This window comes from Shewanella vaxholmensis, assembly GCF_031932135.1.
Lineage (GTDB): Bacteria > Pseudomonadota > Gammaproteobacteria > Enterobacterales > Shewanellaceae > Shewanella > Shewanella hafniensis.
The window spans coordinates 45,219-64,296 of sequence record NZ_JAUOEV010000005.1 but is presented as its reverse complement, the minus strand read 5'-3'; the positions used below and the strand labels follow the sequence as shown (position 1 = coordinate 64,296).

Here is a 19,078-nt window from a genome sequence, read left to right as displayed (position 1 = left end):
GTTACAATGCCTAGTGCTAAAAACTATGGTTTTTGACCGGCAGGGTTATAACCGCGATAGTAAAACAATAAAAGCAGCCATGAAAGCTGCTTTTATCTTTGACCTAACTAAGCTGACATTTATTACTCAGTCATGCTGACTCAGTAAATCTTACTCTGTGATGATGCGGATCCCTGGAATAATCTGCTGGGTTCTTCTGCCCTTACGTTTCAGCCATTGATAAAAGGCCACTAACGCAAACAGGAAGAAACCAATCCACAGACTCGATTGCACAGGATGCTGCGTAAAGGTTGCCGCTTGATAGACCACAGTCGCTGAGCCATAGGCCAGAGAGAAAGTCCACGTAGCCGCAAATGTCGCCCAACGAGAGCCAAACTCATGCACTAAGGCGCCCATCGCCGCGACACAAGGGGTATACAACAAGATAAACAGCAAGTAAGAGAACGCCGCAATTTTGCCACTGAAACCAGCTTGCAGGGCACCAAAGGTCGATGTTGCCACGCCTTGCTCTTCCGCTATCGCTTCTTTATTAGTCAAATCACCAACCGACAACTTCAGCGGATCTTCCAGATCAATTCCAAACAAGTTTGCAGGAATCGTCGCTAGAGCCGCATTAAAGCTTTCACTCAATGGCGTAAGCTCTTCATCAGCGGGTGCGGCAGTGCTGTACAAGCTGTTTAAGGTACCGACCACGGCTTCTTTGGCAAAAATACCTGTGATAATACCAACCGTTGCTGGCCAGTTATCCTGTTCTATACCCATAGGTGAGAAGATTGGCGTGATTTTTTGGCTCGCGACACTTAGCAAAGATGCTTGGCTGTCTTCATGACCGAAAGTGCCATCAACACCAATGGCATTGATAAAGTTTAATAGCGTCACCACCAGCACAATGGTTTTACCCGCACCTAAAATAAAGCTCTTAGTGCGTTTACCTGTACGGACCATTACGGCTTTGAGTTTTGGCATTTCATAGCTTGGCAGTTCCATCACCACAGCGCTGCTGGTACCGGGTAACAGCGTGCTTCTGAGTAATAAACCCGTTCCGATAGCGGCAAAGATACCAATAACGTAAAGCAAGAAGACTAAATTCTGCCCAGAATCGGGGAAGAAAGCCGCGGCAAATAACGCATATACTGGCAGACGTGCACCGCAAGACATAAATGGCGCCATCATACCCGTGACAATACGCTCACGTTCACTGCCTAAGGTCCGCGTCGCCATAATCGCCGGCACAGAACAACCAAAGCCGACAATCATAGGCACGAAAGCTTTACCGGGCAGACCGATGCGGCGCATTAACCCATCAACTACAAATGCAGCGCGGGCCATGTAGCCAGAGCTTTCAAGGACTGACAAACCGAGGAATAAAGCAGCGATCACCGGAATAAACGTGGTCACGGTTTGAATACCTTGGCCAACACCACCAGCGAGAATAGTGACCAACCAAGCCGGAGAGCCCATGTTCGTCAAGAATGCGCCAAAGTGGTCGACAAACAACGCACCCGCAAACACGTCGAAGAAATCGATAAAAGCGCTGCCAATATTGATGCTGAACATAAACATCAAATACATCACGAACAAGAACACAGGAATGCCAAGCACGGGATGCAATACGAGTTTATCTAATTTATCACTGAGAGTGAGGAATCCCGACTCTTTCACTGAACCTTGAAACACTTTCTCAACGAAATTAAAGCGCGTGGTAGCCACCATCACTTCAATATCATGGCCCTGCGAAGAGATAATCTGGGTACAGGTATTCACTTCATCCTGCAACTCAGCATTTTGGCAACTGCCACAACCTGAACCATTGCCAAGCATAGCCAAAGCACGGCCACGGCTTAATTGCGTGTCTTTGCTACAAAGCAACTGAACGCCCGCTTCAATTTGTTCATCGTAATGCAGAACTAATGGTGCTTCAGAGACTCGGCCTTGCAGTAAATCGAGTACCTGCGCTTGCACTTTTTCCACATCGGCAGGATCGCGAGAGCACACACCAATCACGGGGCAGCCCAGCTCTTTGCTCATTTTCTTTAAATCGACTTTGATACCGCGTTTGACTGCAGAATCGATTTTGTTCAACACCACCACCATAGGGATCGCGAGTTCACGCAATTGGGCAGTGAGGTATAAGTGACGTTCGATGTTAGTGGCATCGACTAAATTGATAATGCCATCGACGCGTTGCTCGGCGAGATATTGCTGCGCAATTTGCTCATCGAGTGAACAATCGCAACTATTGCCCGCAGGCAGAAGATCGTAAATACCGGGTAAATCGGTCAGATAGACATCGGCACCGTTTAAGGTGAAATGACCAGTCTTTTTCTCGACCGTCACACCAGACCAGTTACCGACTTGTTGATTCGCGCCGGTTAGCGCGTTAAAGAGCGTCGATTTACCCGCATTCGGGTTACCGACTGTGACGCAATGAAACTGCTTAGTCATTCGCCTTTTCCACCTCAATGATGTCTGCCAAATCTCTGCGCATACAAAGTTTACTACCACGAATATCCAGTTCGAGACCAGAGCCCATAGGTGCGTATCGGATCAATGAAAAACGCGTATTCGGCGTGATCCCCATGGACAACAACTTACGCTTCACGGTTTGTGGCAACGCTAAACGTCCCACTTCAGAAATAATACCGCGATCACCGGGACTGAGTTCGCTTAACTTCATTACGTATTCCACCTTGCAACAGGTTCAGCTCGAAAAACTGCGCCCATTGTAACTGAGCTATGACCCTAATAACTTTACCTAGATCAAGATTTTTGACTGGTAACGATAATAGTTTTCAATTGTGTTGGGTATTATGTGACAAAAATACCAATGAATAAACGGCCAACTGAAAATAAAAATCCATACCTAAGTGCACAAGAGAATGATGCGATCGAAAGAAGTCAAAAAAGCTGTGAACAAAACCCTTACCAAAGCAAACGTGATCAAGGTCACGCTTCCTCTATATCACCAGTAAAATCATCCCTCTTTACAGTGAAAAGACCCTTAGATGTTAAGCGAGTGTCACATATTTGTTCTAATATTAATCAGCTTTAATAAGCTAAATTAGCAATGTCGAAAGCGTAAAAATAACAAATATAAATGCACTCGGGAAAAGATGAACATGGAAATAAGGCTAAAGTTCAAAAGCATAGCTAAGGCTATGCTATGTATTTTGTTATCAATCGTGAGTATTTCTGTCTCGGCGACGCCTTGGGATGACAAAAAACCAGAGGACGTTGTCGCGACATTAGACAAAAAATTCGCCGAAGGTAAGTATTCTGCCAAAGGGGCTGACACTTGCCTGATGTGCCACAAAAAAAGTGCCGTGGTCATGGCCATTTTTGATGGGGTTCATGGTAATCCTAATGTGAAAGCTTCGCCCATGGCCGATTTGCAGTGTGAAGCCTGCCACGGCCCGTTAGGAAATCATAACAAAGGTGGCAAAGAGCCAATGATCACCTTTGGTACAAATTCTCCCGTTCCCGCGCAAAAGCAAAACAGTGTTTGTATGAGCTGCCACAATGATAGTCAACGCATCGCGTGGAAAGGCAATCACCACGATAACGCCGATGTTGCCTGCGCAAGTTGCCATCAAGTTCATACCGCCAAAGATCCTATCAGTGATAAAGCCAATGAAGTCGCCATTTGTACCCAGTGCCATACCCAACAAAAAGCTGATATGCACAAACGCTCAGCGCATCCACTACAGTGGCAACAGATGGTGTGCAGTGACTGCCATAATCCCCACGGCAGTTTGAACGATTCAAGCTTGAAACAAATGAGCGTCAACGAAAATTGCTATAGCTGCCACGCCGAAAAACGCGGCCCTAAACTGTGGGAACATGCCCCCGTCACCGACAACTGTGCGAATTGCCACAATCCCCATGGCAGCGTGAACGAAGCCATGCTGATCAGTAAGCCGCCGCAGCTTTGTCAACAATGCCACGCCTCGGATGGTCATAGCAGCAATGCCTACTTTGGCAATCAAACCAATGCATTTACTTCAGGTAATTCCTGTATGAATTGCCACGGGCAAGTGCATGGTTCTAACCATCCTTCTGGCAAATTGCTACAGAGATAACAAGGGAACGATCATGCCAACAGCTAAACTATCTCACCCTAGTGCTTGCTTTTCACTCACGTTACTCGCATGGGTGATAAGCGGTGTTTTATCTCAGGCACATGCCGAAGGTTATGAGCTACAACAGGCGAATCGAAGTGGCATAAAAACAGAAGCATGGAGCTGCAAACAATGCCAATCTAAGTCAGGGCATAGTGGTGATGTCAGTGCCACCCTCGCTTACAACGATGGCGAGGACAGTCGTTTCGGTAACCGCACTGGGACAGATAACGATGGTCTCGTTGCCGCTGTCGGTGCGGATATGGTGTACAAAACACCGTCGGGTTATCAAACTCAATTGATCGCGGATAAGTTAGGTTTTGATGCGGGCTCAGCTAAGCTCACAACAGGAAGGCCAGGGAACTATCAAATCAACTTAGGTTATAGAGGCTTAGCTAACTATAACCATAATCAACTCAAAAGCCCTTATACCTCATCGCAAGATAAGATGTTGTTGCCCGATAACTGGATAACAGGTGGCACAACACAATCTATGCCTATGCTACAGAGCAGCCTTGTTGGCCAAGATTTAAGTATTCAACGTGATCGCTTTATGATCGGTGGTTACTACGCGGGCAAAATATCACCTGAAGGTGACAATAACAGTCACTACAAAGCCTCGCTAAACTATCAGCATGAAGACCGCAGCGGCGCCAAAAAGACCAGCGCCAATATACTCACCAATAGCGTTATGCTCGCCCAACCTATTGATGACAGTACCGATGAAATCGATGCCAGAGTCTATTTTAATGGCACGGGCTGGCAGGCTGGCATCAATAGCCAAGTCAGCCAATATAAAAATGATCACCAAGCCATGCAATGGCAATCCGCCTACACGCCCACCTTTGGCGCGGCATACTTAGGCCAAAATGCAGTCGACCCCGACAGTAAAGCCTATCGCGTTGCCGCAGAAGCCTCTGGGGGAGCGAATGGTCAGAATGTGCTAATGCACGCAGGCTTTAGCCGTATGACCCAAGATGACACTTTTATTCCAGCCACCATCAATGGCCCGTCACCTGTCCTGCCTGCGGATACCTTAGATGGCCAAGTGGATATTATTGAAATGATCCTTAAATATTCGGGCCGGATCACCCAAGATTTAAGTGTACAGGCAAGCTACAACTATCAAGACAGAGATAACAAAACGGCCAAATTAGACTTCCCACAAATCATCACCGACAGTATTAACCAAGGCTCTGCTCAAAATAGCCTTTATGATAAGCGAACCAAAAAACTCGAACTTAAAGGCAAATACCGTTTTACTTCAGCCGCCTATGCCGAAGCAGGCTACAGCCGTAACGAAAACGATTACACTGAACTCGACCGCCAATCCGTCGACGAGTCAGGCGTGTTTGCCAAACTGAGCTATCGCTATTCCCCTGCTTGGTCAGCATGGTTAAAAGGAGAAGCACTAGAGCGCGATGGCAGTGAATACGATCCCGTCACGACCACTCAAAGCCAAAGCAATCCTTGGCTACGTAAATCCTACCTTGCCGACAGAAAAAGGCAAAAAGTCACCTTACACACTGATTATCAAACTGATATCGGCCTCTCGCTGGGCGCCAGCTTGCACAGTGTAGATGACGATTATCACCACACCCAAGTGGGTCTTACTCAAGTGTCCTACCTAGGTTATGACGTATCGGCCCAATATGCGCTGAGTGACGATCTTCATTTCAGTGCCTTTGTTAACCAAGATTGGCGCGACTCAGATCAAGCAAGCAGCAACCACTTTTCAACGCCCGATTGGTACAGCACTGCCGAGGAAAAATCGACTTTAATTGGGGCAGGTTTTAGTTATCAAAACCTGTTCGATAATCACCTCAACATTGGCTTGGACTACAGCTATTCCGATGGACAGAGTGATACCGAGATCGTCTACGGCATCACCAGTCCCTATGGCGATTTTTATGCCCGCAAACACAATATTAATGCCTACGCCAAATATAAGTTTGCCGACAGTATGTCGCTACGCGTCGATTGGTTATTCGAAAAGTATCAAGATGCTAACTGGCAAAACCAAGGCACAAATTGGGACACGATTCCCAACGTACTCAGCTTTGGGGATATGAGCCACGACTACAACGCTCACTATTTAGGCTTGACCTTAAGCTACCAAATGTAACTTAGGCACTGACAGCGCATTCCAAGGATAGAAATATGAACAAGTTTGCAAAAATGAGCTCGAAATTCAGTCTGATGCTGGCCTTAGTCTCGCTATTAAGCGCCTGTGGCGGTGATAACGGCCAAGATGGTAATCCCGGTGAACCCGCAAAACCGCCCGCGTTAACTATCACTAGCCCAAAGGTCACGGTCGATAAAGTTGAGATGGCAGATGGCATTGCTCAAGTGGATTTTCAAGTGAGCAATCAAGATGATGAAGCCGTAATTGGTGTCCCATCGGCAACGTTTATTGCAGCGCAGCTTCTTCCCCAAGGTTATACAGGCGCGGGAAATAGCAGTGAATGGCAACATTTTACCGCTGAAACCTGCGCGGCAACTTGCCCAGGCAGTCTCACAGATCATAAAAACGGTCACTACAGCTACACCTTCAGCGCACCGTTTAATGGCATGAATGGGGTGACGTTTATGCCAGAAGCGACCCAAAGAATGGTGGTCAAAATCGGCGGCGATAAACTTGCCGATAACACGCCCTTGCCTATTACCAATCAACATTATGACTGGCAATCATCTGGGGATAATGTCGCTTACACCCGCAACTTAGTCACAATAGAAACTTGTAATAGTTGCCACAGCAATCTTGCTTTCCATGGCAGTAAATATAATCAAATCGAAACCTGCGTCACCTGTCATAACAGCAAAAAAGTCAGTAATCCTGCGGATATTTTCCCGCAAATGATCCACAGCAAACATTTAACCGGTTTCCCGCAACCCATCAGTGACTGCCAAACCTGTCATGTCGATAAGGCAGAGTTAGCTGAGCAGCAAAACTGGCACAGAGTCCCAACCATGCAAGCCTGCGGCGCCTGCCATACACAAATCAATTTTCCCGCAGGCGAAGGACACCCAGCGCAGGCCGATAACAGTAACTGCGTGGCGTGCCATAATGCAGACTGGACCGTAAGCGTTCACAGTGATGAAGACAAAACTGCGGCACTGATGCAATTTAGCCCAAGCATCACCAGCGCCAGTATGGATGCCAATGGTACAGTCACAGTCGCGGTTAAATTGATGAACCCAGCTACTGGCAGCGTCTACAGCGACAGTGCCGATAAGCTAAAATTCATCAATGATTTAAGGGTATATGCCAACTGGGGAACCAGTTTTGATTATGCCACTCGCTCTGCCCGCTCGATTAAGCTGCCGGAATCCACCCCAGTGTCAGGCTTAAATGGCATTTATACCTATACGATTTCGGGTCTTACTGTGCCTGCGGGCACTGAAGCGGATCACGGCGGACTCGCGATTCAAGGCCGAGTCTGCGCCAAAGACAAAGTACTCGTTGATTGCACCACTGAACTGGCGGAAGTGTTAGTGATTAAAGCCAGCCACAGTTATTTTGATATGGCAGCATTAAGCAGTACGGGTCGCCGCACTGTTGTCAGTAATGCAAGCTGCGGTAATTGCCATGGCGATCAAAAGCTTAATATCCATGGCTCACGTAACGATCTCGGTGGTCAATGTCAACTATGTCATAACGCCAATATGCTGGCCGATGCGACGGCGGCAAATCCTTCCACCACGTCATTTGACTTTAAGCAGCTGATCCACGGTATTCACACCAGCCAATTCGCAGGTTTTGAAAACCTAAACTACCCAGGAAAAATCGGTAACTGTGCCCAATGCCATGTTAACGATTCTGCGGGGATATCTACCGTCGCCCTTCCTTTAAATTCAGCAGTACAACCCCTTGCCCTCGATAACGGCACTTTTACCAGCCCGATTGCCGCTGTGTGTAGCAACTGCCATTCAGATACCAGCACTCATAACCACATGGCTCAGCAAGGTGCTGTTTTTGCTGGCACAAAAGCTGATGCAACCGCAGGAACTGAAACCTGTGCTTTCTGTCATGGACAAGGCGGAGTCGCGGACGTGTTAAAAGTGCATCCCATAAACTAAGCCTATGATGCTGGCCTAAAAAGGCCAGTAACTGCAGATATAAAAGGAACTCATACTATGCAGTCATCTACTCCTAAAGAAATAGTCAGATCTCAGTCACATTACCCACCTAAAGTGACTGATTAATACCAGTGACTTAGTTAGCCTTACAGATGGAAAACTAATTCCACACATCTTATGCGGGTAATGAGATTTATTCTTATCTACCAAGCGTTTGATGATGATTACAACTATTGCAGGGAAATATCATGATGAAACGGTTCAATTTCAATGCCGCAACAAAAGCGATGTTGGGTGCCGGTTTACTCTCTCTACTACTCGCCGGTTGCGGTGGTAGTGACGGTAAAGATGGTGAAGACGGTAAACCGGGTGTTGTTGGTGTCAATATCGATACAACTCCTACACTGAAAGCAAGTTTCACTAATGCCACTATCGATGCAGGTAAGGTTACAGTCGATTTCACATTAGAAAATGCGAATGGCGTAGCAGTACTAGGCTTAAATAAAGATCACGACATACGTTTTGGTATTGCACAGCTTAGCCACGTTACAGTAGCAACTGAGGATCCAGCCAAACCCGCTGACCGCGGTTACCAATGGCAAGCTTATATCAATGCCAAAAAAGAGCCTGGCACAGTGCCTTCTGGCGTGGATAACCTCAATCCATCAGCTCAATATCAAGCCAACGTTGAAGCCGCTGCCAAGTGTGATACCTGTTTAGTGGATCATGGTGATGGTAACTACAGCTATACCTATCAAGCAAATATCGCCAATGTCACTGAACCCTTAGCGATTACCTACAGTGCTGAAGCGACTCAACGGGCAACATTAGAACTTGAATTACCACAGCTTGCTGCCAACGCCCATTTTGATTGGCAGCCTTCTACAGGCAAAACTGAAGGTATTCAAACACGCAACGTTGTTTCAATAACAGCCTGTTATACCTGTCACCAACCAGAAAGTTTAGAGTTACACGGTGGCCGTAGAGTTGATATTGAGAACTGTGCATCTTGTCATACGGCAACCTCTGGCGATCCTGAGTCAGGTAATAGCATTGAATTTACATACATGATCCATGCTATCCACAAAGGTGGCGAACGTCATACCTTTGATGAGACAGGCGCTGAAGTACCAGCCCCTTACAAGATTGTCGGTTATGGTGGCAAAGTAATTGACTACGGCAAGGTTGGTTTCCCATTAAAACCTGCAGCGGATTGCGCAGCCTGTCACGTTGAAGGAGCGGGTGCACCAGCTAATGCCGATTTATTTAAAGCCGACTTAAGCAATCAAGCCTGTATTGGTTGCCACACAGAAAAACCGTCTGCTCACCACAGCAGCAGTGATTGTGTCGCTTGTCATAATGCAACTGAACCATACAATGGCACAGGTAGTGCAGCTAAACGTCATGGTGATGTGCTGAAAGCTTACACAGAAACTAAAGCCATGGGCATTAAGTTCACTAATGTCGGCGTGAATGACACGGGCAAAATCACTTTTGATGTCCAAGTTGTTGACAAAGATGGCAATGCCATTGATAAAGCCTTCGTAAATCAAAGCTCACGCGTTGTCGTAGCATGGGATTCTGATAAAGATTACCCAAGCTATGCTGATGCCTCTTATAGCAATCGTCGTATCGCTTTAAGTGAAGGTACCTATAATGAAGCGAATAAAACCTACTCATTAACAGGCACTAAGTTCAGTTTACCCGCTGATGCAAATGGTAAAACATTCGAGCTGTGGTCAACATTAGAAGTGTGCTTCAACAATGGCGGTTATGGCGTTGCTGACGTAGCTATGACAGATTGCTCTACTGACAGTGTAAGTAAAGTCGCGGTTAAACAAGCACCATATCATTTCGTTTGGAAAGATACAGGAGTGGACAGCACTGCCAAGGCAGCGACACGTCGCGACATTATTGATGCAACTAAGTGTCAAGGTTGTCACAATCAAGAAATCCACCACTATGACAACGGTGTAAATTGCCAAACTTGTCATACTTCGGATAAAACCTTGAAAAATGATGCCAACTATCCTGGCGGTAAGATCCCAACTAGCTTTGCGTGGAAAGCTCACGAACGTGAAGGCCATTACCTGAAATATGCGGGTGTACAATCAGGCACTGTGCTAAAAACCGATTGTGCGACATGCCATACAGTTGATAAAGCAAACGTCATTACAGGTATTACCTTAGGACGTCAGCCTAATCGCACATGGCGCTACGGTGATATCAATAATAACGGTGCCGATATTTGGGTATCTTCAGATGCGGGTGCGTGTTTAAGCTGTCACCAAAAATATCTGACTGATGCGACAAAATCTCACATTGAGACTAACGGTGGTATTTTAAATGGCAGTAGTGCAGCCGATGTGCAAACTCGTGCATCAGAAAGCTGTGCAACTTGTCATACCCCAGCTCAATTAAGTAAAGTTCACGGTAATTAAGCAGATATAACGCTCTCATTCAGAGCAATGTTTTATCGTTACTAAAGAGAGAGGTTTTTACCTCTCTCTTTATATTCTTGCCATTTAAAAATCCGCTGTTTTTTTGATCTGAAATCGTTTTTACCTCTTGCTTTAAATACCTCTTTAGAAATAGAAAGATCCAAGTCACACATTAGCAAAGGCCTTGGAGATTTTAAGGTCATGTTAGGTTAGCCTTTCCTTGGGGAATTCTATTTCCAGCATCCACTTAAGTCGCTTCTAGTGACCAAAAACACAGACATAGAATCTGTTGGCTCTAGAACACAGCGTTTAAGCAATGCCAAACCTATGCAGGGAAAAAAATGATGAACGCACAAACAACTAAAATTGCACTGCTGTTAGCAGCAAGTGCAGTCACTATGGCCTTAACTGGCTGTGGTGGCAGCGATGGTAATGATGGTAATCCCGGTGAACCTGGTGGAGAACCCGCTGGTTCCATCCACAAGTTAAACCTTGATATTACTAAAGTAAACTATGAAAATGATTCACCTGTGGTCACTGTTTTCGCCACAAACGAAGACGACCTTCCAATTGTTGGTCTTGCTAATTTAGAAATCAAAAAAGCACTGCAATTAATACCTCAAGGGGCGACTGGCCCTGGTAATAGTGCTAACTGGCAAGGGCTAGGCTCATCGAAAAACTATGTTGATAATAAAAACGGTAGTTATACCTTTAAATTCGACACATTCGATAGCAATAAGGTCTTTAATACGCAATTAACGCAACGTTTTAACGTCGTGTCTGCAGCAGGAAAATTACCAGACGGAACTTCGGTCCCCGTTGCCGAAATGGTCGAAGATTTCGACGGCCAAGGTAATGCTCCTCTATACACTAAAAATATTGTCAGCCATGAAGTCTGTACAACTTGCCACGTGGAAGGCGAAAAGATTTATCACCAAGCGACTGAAGTCGAAACGTGTATTTCTTGCCATACGCAAGAATTTGCGGATGGTCGCGGTAAACCCCATGTCACCTTTAGTCACTTAATTCATAATGTGCACAACGCCAACAAAGCGTGGGGCAAAAATAATAAAGTTCCAGAAGTTGCACAACATATAGTCCAAGATAATTGCCAAGTCTGTCACGTTGAATCTGACATGCTCACCGAGGCAAAAAACTGGTCACGTATTCCAACAATGGAAGTTTGCTCTAGCTGTCACGTAGACATCGATTTTGCCGCAGGCAAAGGCCACTCTCAGCAGTTAGATAACTCTAACTGTATCGCTTGTCATAACAGCGACTGGACTGCCGAGCTACACACAGGCAAAACCGCTGAGAAGAAAGCTGTTATGGCTCAGTTAGGTATGTCTGCAACGCTTGCGGGTCAAGAAGACAATACTGCGGTATTAACTGTGTCTGTCTTTGACAAAGACGGTAACGCGATTGATGCGGCAACGGTTCAAGACAAGATTAAACGTTTAGAAACTGTCACTAACGTTGGCCCTAACTTCCCTATTATGGGTTACAACAAGAGCCCTGGTAGTGGTGCTGCGAAAATTGCTAAAGACTTAGTCAAAGATGGCGCACTACAAGCTGGTGTGACCTTAGTTGACGGCAAACTGGTTTTCACGACACCTGCCCTGCCTTTCGGTGCTGGCGATACAGATACGGCCTTTACCTTTATCGGTCTGGAAATGTGTAGCACAGGTACTAGCTTAACGGCATGTACCGTTGATAGCGCAACCACCAGTATGAAAGCAGAGCTCGCCTTTGGTACTAAATCAGGCAACGCCCCAAGCATGCGCCATGTTAACTCAGTTAACTTCAACACCTGTCAAGGCTGTCACAGCGATACCTTTGAAATCCACAAAGGCCACCATTCAGGTTTTGTGATGACAGAGCAAGTATCACACGCAAAAGATGCGAACGGTAAAGCGATCGTCGGTGTTGATGCTTGTGTCGCGTGTCATACACCTGATGGTACTTATGCCTCTGGTGCTAACAAAGGCGCATTCGAGATGAAACTGCACGTGATCCACGGCGAGCAAGGTGTCATCAAAGAATGTACCCAATGTCACAACGATTTCAACCTAGATGCATTCAAAGTGAAAGGCGCGCTGGCAACATCAGCAGGTAAATACACCACGCCAATCACAGCCACTTGTACTTCATGCCACGCGCCAGAATCCATTGGCCACGGCTTAGAAAACATGGGCGCGATTGTGAACGGTGATTATGTTCAAGCTAACCAAGCGGCGCAGTCAGAAACCTGTTTCTACTGTCACAAACCCACACCAACAGATCACACTCAGGTGAAAATGTAATTTGCCCAAGCAGGGGGAGCTCGCTCCCCCTTTCTTGAATTTTGTTGGGACAAATTGGGAAGCCTATTATGAAGAACAGCCTAAAAATGAAAAACCTACTGCCGGCACTTGTCATCACCATCACCATGGCAATGTCAGCAGTCATGTCTTTATGCATTGCACCAAACGCTTATGCGTCGAAGTGGGATGCGAAAATGACGCCAGAGCAAGTCGAAGCCACCTTAGATAAGAAGTTTGCCGAAGGCAACTACTCCCCTAAAGGCGCCGATTCTTGTTTGATGTGCCATAAAAAATCTGAAAAAGTGATGGACCTTTTCAAAGGTGTCCACGGCGCCATTGATTCATCAAAAAGCCCAATGGCTGGCCTGCAATGTGAAGCCTGTCATGGTCCTTTAGGTCAACACAATAAAGGCGGCAACGAGCCGATGATCACTTTCGGTAAGCAATCGACCTTAAGTGCTGAAAAACAAAACAGCGTCTGTATGAGTTGTCACCAAGATGATAAACGTGTGTCTTGGAACGGCAGTCACCATGACAATGCCGATGTCGCTTGTGCCTCTTGCCACCAAGTGCATGTGGCAAAAGATCCTGTGTTATCAAAAAACACCGAAATGGAAGTCTGTACTAGCTGCCACACTAAGCAAAAAGCAGACATGAACAAACGCTCAAGTCACCCATTAAAATGGGCTCAAATGACCTGTAGCGATTGTCATAATCCCCATGGGAGCATGACAGATTCCGATCTGAACAAGCCGAGCATTAACGAAACCTGTTACTCCTGCCACGCCGAAAAACGCGGCCCCAAACTGTGGGAACATGCACCCGTCACTGAGAACTGTGTCACTTGCCACAATCCTCACGGCAGCGTGAATGATGCCATGTTGAAAACCCGCGCACCGCAGCTGTGTCAGCAATGTCACGCCAGCGATGGCCATGCCAGCAATGCTTATTTAGGTAACACTGGTTTAGGTTCAAACGTCGGTGACAATGCCTTCACGGGTGGAAGAAGCTGTTTAAATTGCCACAGTCAGGTTCATGGTTCAAACCATCCATCTGGCAAGCTATTACAGCGCTAAGGAGACGAGAAAATGAAATTTAAACTCAATTTGATCACTCTTGCGTTACTGGCAAACACAGGTTTTGCGATAGCGGCCGATGGGTATGGCTTGGCCAATGCCAATACAGAAAAAGTCAAAATGTCCGCATGGAGCTGTAAAGGCTGCGTCGTTGAAACGGGCACATCGGGTACTGTGGGTGTCGGCGTAGGTTATAACAGTGAAGAGGACATTCGCTCGGCGAATGCCTTTGGGACTTCAAACGAAGTCGCAGGGAAATTGGATGCTGATGTCACCTTTCGCGGTGAAAAAGGCTATCGTGCCAGCGTTGAAGCCTATCAACTGGGCATGGATGGCGGCCGCTTAGAGGTGAATGCCGGCAAGCAAGGCCAGTACAATGTCAATGTGAACTATCGCCAGATTGCCACTTACAACAGCAACAGTGCCTTAACGCCCTACTCGGGTGTGGGCAGCGATAATTTAACGCTGCCAGACAACTGGGTGACGGCGGGTTCAAGCAGCCAAATGCCATTACTGATGGACAGCCTGAACTCCTTAGAACTGTCGCTCAAACGTGAGCGCACTGGGCTAGGTTTTGATTATCAAGGTGAATCGCTGTGGAGCACACATGTGAGCTACATGCGTGAAGAAAAAACCGGCTTGAAAAAAGCTTCAGGTGGATTCTTTAATCAATCTATGATGTTAGCCGAGCCTGTCGATTACACCACTGACTCCATTGAAGCGGGTATCAAGCTTAAAGGCGACAACTGGTTCACCGCACTTAACTACAATGGCTCGATTTTTAAGAACGAGTACAACCAGTTAAATTTTGACAGTGCGTTTAATCCAACCTTTGGCGCGCAAACCTCTGGCTCTATCGCCCTAGACCCAGACAATCAGTCACACACAGTATCGTTAATGGGCCAATACAACGACAGTACCAATGTGCTATCGGCTCGCTTGCTTACCGGACAAATGAGTCAAGACCAAGCGTTAGTGACTTCAGGTTATGGTTATCAAGTGCCAACTGAAGCCCTTGATGCCAAGGTCGACCTTATCGGTTTGAACTTAAAAGTGGTCAGCAAAGTCACCAATTCACTGCGCTTAAGTGGTAGCTACGACTACAACGACCGCGATAACAATACGCAGATTGAAGAGTGGACCCAAGTCAGCATCAACAATGTCAACGGTAAGGTGGCCTATAACACCCCTTACGATAACACTAGCCAACGCTTCAAAGTGGCGGCGGATTATCGTTTTACCCGCGGCATGAAACTCGATGGCGGCTATGACTTCAGACGTGACGAACGTAATTATCAAGACCGTGAAACTACGGATGAGAACACGGTTTGGGCGCGTTTCAGAGTCAACAGCTTCGAAACTTGGGATATGTGGGTTAAGGGCAGTTACGGTCAACGTGACGGCTCTGAATATCAAGCCTCTGAATGGACATCGTCTGAAACCAACAGCCTGTTGCGTAAGTACAATCTGGCGAACCGTGACAGAACCCAAGTGGAAGCGCGAGTCACTCATTCGCCTATCGAAAGCCTGACCATAGATTTCGGTGCCCGTTACGCATTAGATGACTACACAGATACTGTCATCGGTTTAACTGAGTCAAAAGACACCAGTTATGATGCCAACATCAGCTACATGATCACCGATGATTTACTGGCGAACGCCTTCTACAACTATCAAATCATTGAATCTGAACAAGCGGGAAGCAGCAACTACAGCACCCCAACCTGGACAGGTTTCATCGAAGATAAAGTCGATGTTGTCGGCGCTGGCATTAGCTACAACAACTTACTTGAGAACAAGTTACGCATGGGACTGGATTACACCTATTCAGACTCCAACAGTAACACCCAAGTTAGACAAGGTATCACAGGCGACTACGGCGATTATTTTGCCAAAGTACACAACATTAACTTATACGCTCAATATCAAGCCACCGAGAAAATGGCGCTGCGCTTCGATTATAAAATTGAGAACTATAAGGACAATGACGCTGCCAATGATATCGCCGTCAATGGGATCTGGAACGTCGTAGGTTTTGGTGATAATAGCCATGACTACACAGCGCAGATGATCATGTTAAGCATGAGCTACAAGATCTAATCCTCAACGATAGACAATCCAAAAGCCCGCATCTTGCGGGCTTTTGTTTAACCGCAGCAGTCACATCCAAAGTCACATGCAAAATCATTACATCGGCACAGATAAAAGTAAAAATCTTGAATAAGATCAGACTCTGGCGCAAAAGTCCGCCCATAAAAACCTTATTCCTTGAGTTTTAGCTCACTTTAGCGGATCTTAATTCAATCTTTTGGTTAATCCTCTGAGCACATGCGTATTTATTCTCCCCTCTGCCAATCTAAGTGGTTGTCATCGCTTCCCGCCCTACTGGGACTGAGTCTATTGCCCTTACCCGCCTTGGCGTTCGACCCCTCGGGCGGCACCGCCAGCCTGTTTATCATTCTCGGCCTCGGCGGCTTTACCTTGATCAATTTATTTTTACAGGGTTTGTTCTTTTTTGCGGGTCAGTATCGCAGCGCCGCCTTTGCCAAACGCCATGTATTAAGCGCATTAATCGTACCGCTGATTGCCGTCGCGTTAGCCATATATGATCACAGAGGTTGGAGTGATTTCGCCCTGAACTTAGGCATTATTTGTGTGGCGATTGGACTGATATTATTGCCGCTACAATTGTGTCAAATCGATAAGCCCAGCAATCGCAATGCCGATTGGATCATCAGCCTAGGGGCATTATTCATCCTCGCCTTGAGCTATGTGATTGCCCCATTAGCCTTCTTTACCCTTGTGCTGGCCCATATCTGTTTGGCTTCAAGCCCAAGTCGAGTGCCTAAACTATTAAGTTATATAAGCTTGCTGTTTGGCTACGGTCTTTTTGGCTACTGGCTATATCAAACGGCGATGATGTTCCAATCCTGATTGAAAATGAATGAGCGACCATGAATAAGCAACGATGAATGAGCGATGACATTTACAATTAACCACGGGCACTGACCACTGACTAAGACAAATTTTGACTAAAACACATTGCACTAACGCGCCGGCGTCATCACCGCTAAGCGAAACGGTATCGCCGCCCAGTTCTGCATCAATGACAGCGCTGCTGACAAAAATTAACGCCTGTACTTTATGTCAGGCTGATTTGCCCTTAGCGCCCAAACCGATATTGCAGGCCAGTAGCCAAGCGCGGATTTTGATTGCCGGCCAAGCTCCGGGCGTGAAAACCCACCATAAAGGCATACCTTTTGACGATGCCAGCGGTGAACGGCTGCGCACTTGGTTGAATGTCACGCGGGAGCAATTCTACGACCCCAATCTTTTTGCCATTATCCCTATGGGATTTTGTTTTCCGGGCAGTATCGAAAAAAACGGTAAAAAGCAGGGTGATAAACCACCGCGCCCCGAATGTGCTGCCACTTGGCATCAGGCCTTGCTCGCCCTAATGCCGCAAATAGAGCTAATTGTGATCCTCGGCCAATATGCCATCGACTATCATCTACCGCGCGAATCGTCCGAGACCGTAAACCCCACTTCGCCGATCACTAAGCCTCAAACAACCAGCAGTAAAATTTCGACCAACGCTAAAGTAAAAGCCATCCCCAAACTGAAACCAATAACAGTGACCCAAGCATGCGCGCAATGGCAGCAATATTGGCCTAAGTATCTTGTCTTGCCGCACCCAAGCCCGCGTAATAATCTTTGGCTTAAGCAGCATCCTGAGTTTGAACGCGATATGCTACCCAGATTAAGAATGCGTATTGCATCCCTATTAAACCTTCAACACTACTAGGCGCCTGTATGTATCTGCTTGATTCTGCCATTGCTAAGCAAATTGTGAGTCGCACAATGAAAATCATTGGCCACAATATCAATGTGATGAACGGCCAAGGGGTGATTTTAGGCTCAGGCGACCCTAAGCGTATAGGGTCAACCCACGAAGGCGCGCTGCTGGCGATTGCCCAAAATCGCAATGTTGAGATCAGTCAAGAAGTCGCCTCAGGGCTGCATGGCGTTAAGCCAGGCATCAATTTACCCTTACATTATCAAGGACAAATTATCGGCGTTGTCGGCATTACCGGTGATCCACGTGAGCTCACCCATTATGGTGAGTTACTCAAAATGACCGCCGAAATGATTGTTGAACAAGCCAACCTGCAGGATAAATTGCAATGGGAGAATCGCCAGCGTGAAGAGTTTATTCTGCAACTGATCAAAGCTGAAACCGATGATGCACAGTTGCACCGCTGGGCAAAACAGCTCGACATTGATATCAGCCTGCCAAGAGTCGCGGCCATTATTGAGATCAGCGAGAAAAACATTCAGAAACACCATTTAAAAACCGACACAACCCCAGCGGCCTTGTTCTTAGCTGAGGCATCCACTCAGCCCGCCGATGAACGCAGCCCCAGAGTCAGTGAAACCCTCAAGCAAGTGCTGCATCTATTGCAATATCCTGACCGTGGTAACTTGATTGCCATGACCTCAATGTCGCAGTTGGTGATCCTAAAGCCTGCTTTTTTAGATGGAAAACAATGGGATCCTGAGCTTGAAAATCAGCGCATTGATAAGCTGTTGCAGCGCTTACCCGCCCAGATGGATTTAAACTTTAAGATTGCCCTCGGCCATTTCTTCCCCGAAAAAGGTGGGATAGCGCGCTCCTATCACACAGCTCAAGAAACTTTAGCACTCGGTAAGCAGCTCAATGCAGAAGGGAATAAATACCTATTTGAAGATTATTCCCTACAAGTGTTACTTGCAGGGCTAAAACATGACTGGCGCGGTCAGGCACTCGCAACGCCCTATCAGCAACTCGCCAAGGCGGATAAAAACGGCCAATTACGAAAAACCTTAGCGGCTTACATCACCCACTTTGGCGATGCACAGCAATGCGCTAATGCCCTGTTTATTCATCGCAATACACTGAGATATCGCCTTGATAAAATTCAGCAAATCACCCAAGCCGACATTCAATCCCTGCATGGATTATTGAGCCTGTATCTTGGGCAATTAATTGATACTTCGACTCGCTTAACTTAACGCTCAAA

General features: G+C 46.6%; 13 protein-coding genes. 10 read left to right on the top strand and 3 right to left on the bottom strand.

Annotated elements, in window-relative coordinates; genetic code table 11:
* Nucleotides 1-150: 150 nt before the first annotated feature.
* Nucleotides 151-2,445 carry a Fe(2+) transporter permease subunit FeoB gene (gene feoB / locus Q4Q46_RS06520; protein ID WP_311891562.1) on the bottom strand — a complete coding sequence of 765 codons (2,295 nt, stop codon included), beginning with the start codon at nucleotides 2,443-2,445 and terminating at the stop codon, nucleotides 151-153.
* Nucleotides 2,438-2,677, bottom strand: coding sequence for a FeoA family protein (locus Q4Q46_RS06515; RefSeq protein ID WP_006081114.1), 240 nt, complete (start codon nucleotides 2,675-2,677; stop codon nucleotides 2,438-2,440). Before Q4Q46_RS06515 ends, feoB begins: the two co-directional genes overlap by 8 nt.
* A 436-nt stretch (nucleotides 2,678-3,113) precedes the next feature.
* Here Q4Q46_RS06515 and Q4Q46_RS06510 point away from each other — a divergent pair, with 436 nt between their 5' ends.
* From Q4Q46_RS06510 to Q4Q46_RS06495, 4 genes are all read left to right on the top strand, one after another.
* Nucleotides 3,114-4,079: a DmsE family decaheme c-type cytochrome gene (locus tag Q4Q46_RS06510; protein ID WP_311905548.1), complete on the top strand. Its 966-nt coding sequence runs from the start codon at nucleotides 3,114-3,116 to the stop codon at nucleotides 4,077-4,079.
* A 13-nt stretch (nucleotides 4,080-4,092) separates the two neighbouring features.
* On the top strand, nucleotides 4,093-6,243 hold the full coding sequence (locus Q4Q46_RS06505) for an MtrB/PioB family decaheme-associated outer membrane protein (RefSeq protein ID WP_311905547.1): 2,151 nt from the start codon (nucleotides 4,093-4,095) through the stop codon (nucleotides 6,241-6,243).
* A 35-nt stretch (nucleotides 6,244-6,278) separates the two neighbouring features.
* A complete protein-coding gene (locus Q4Q46_RS06500) occupies nucleotides 6,279-8,198 on the top strand; it encodes an OmcA/MtrC family decaheme c-type cytochrome (protein WP_311905546.1) in 1,920 nt (639 codons plus the stop codon).
* 248 nt (nucleotides 8,199-8,446) lie between these two features.
* The gene (locus tag Q4Q46_RS06495; RefSeq protein ID WP_311905545.1) at nucleotides 8,447-10,639 is read left to right on the top strand and encodes an OmcA/MtrC family decaheme c-type cytochrome; all 2,193 of its coding nucleotides are present in this window, start codon (nucleotides 8,447-8,449) and stop codon (nucleotides 10,637-10,639) included.
* Nucleotides 10,640-10,680: 41 nt separating this feature from the next.
* Here the strand turns inward: Q4Q46_RS06495 and Q4Q46_RS06490 are convergent, their stop codons facing one another.
* Nucleotides 10,681-10,842 carry a hypothetical protein gene (locus Q4Q46_RS06490; protein WP_006081109.1) on the bottom strand — a complete coding sequence of 54 codons (162 nt, stop codon included), beginning with the start codon at nucleotides 10,840-10,842 and terminating at the stop codon, nucleotides 10,681-10,683.
* Between the two features lie 138 nt (nucleotides 10,843-10,980).
* Between Q4Q46_RS06490 and Q4Q46_RS06485 the strand changes: the two genes are divergently transcribed.
* The 6 genes from Q4Q46_RS06485 to Q4Q46_RS06460 all read left to right on the top strand — a co-directional run bounded on the left by Q4Q46_RS06485 (nucleotide 10,981) and on the right by Q4Q46_RS06460 (nucleotide 19,070).
* The gene (locus tag Q4Q46_RS06485; RefSeq protein ID WP_311905544.1) at nucleotides 10,981-12,942 is read left to right on the top strand and encodes an OmcA/MtrC family decaheme c-type cytochrome; all 1,962 of its coding nucleotides are present in this window, start codon (nucleotides 10,981-10,983) and stop codon (nucleotides 12,940-12,942) included.
* 68 nt (nucleotides 12,943-13,010) lie between these two features.
* Nucleotides 13,011-14,018, top strand: coding sequence for a decaheme c-type cytochrome MtrA (gene mtrA / locus Q4Q46_RS06480; protein WP_311891556.1), 1,008 nt, complete (start codon nucleotides 13,011-13,013; stop codon nucleotides 14,016-14,018).
* A gap of 12 nt (nucleotides 14,019-14,030) precedes the next feature.
* Nucleotides 14,031-16,118, top strand: a complete 2,088-nt coding sequence (locus Q4Q46_RS06475; protein WP_311891555.1) for an MtrB/PioB family decaheme-associated outer membrane protein — start codon at nucleotides 14,031-14,033, stop codon at nucleotides 16,116-16,118.
* Nucleotides 16,119-16,346: 228 nt separating this feature from the next.
* The gene (locus tag Q4Q46_RS06470) at nucleotides 16,347-16,952 is read left to right on the top strand and encodes a hypothetical protein (protein ID WP_259589336.1); all 606 of its coding nucleotides are present in this window, start codon (nucleotides 16,347-16,349) and stop codon (nucleotides 16,950-16,952) included.
* A 172-nt stretch (nucleotides 16,953-17,124) separates the two neighbouring features.
* Nucleotides 17,125-17,823, top strand: coding sequence for a uracil-DNA glycosylase family protein (locus tag Q4Q46_RS06465; RefSeq protein WP_311891576.1), 699 nt, complete (start codon nucleotides 17,125-17,127; stop codon nucleotides 17,821-17,823).
* 8 nt (nucleotides 17,824-17,831) lie between these two features.
* A complete protein-coding gene (locus Q4Q46_RS06460; RefSeq protein WP_311891554.1) occupies nucleotides 17,832-19,070 on the top strand; it encodes a sugar diacid recognition domain-containing protein in 1,239 nt (412 codons plus the stop codon).
* Nucleotides 19,071-19,078: the final 8 nt, after the last annotated feature.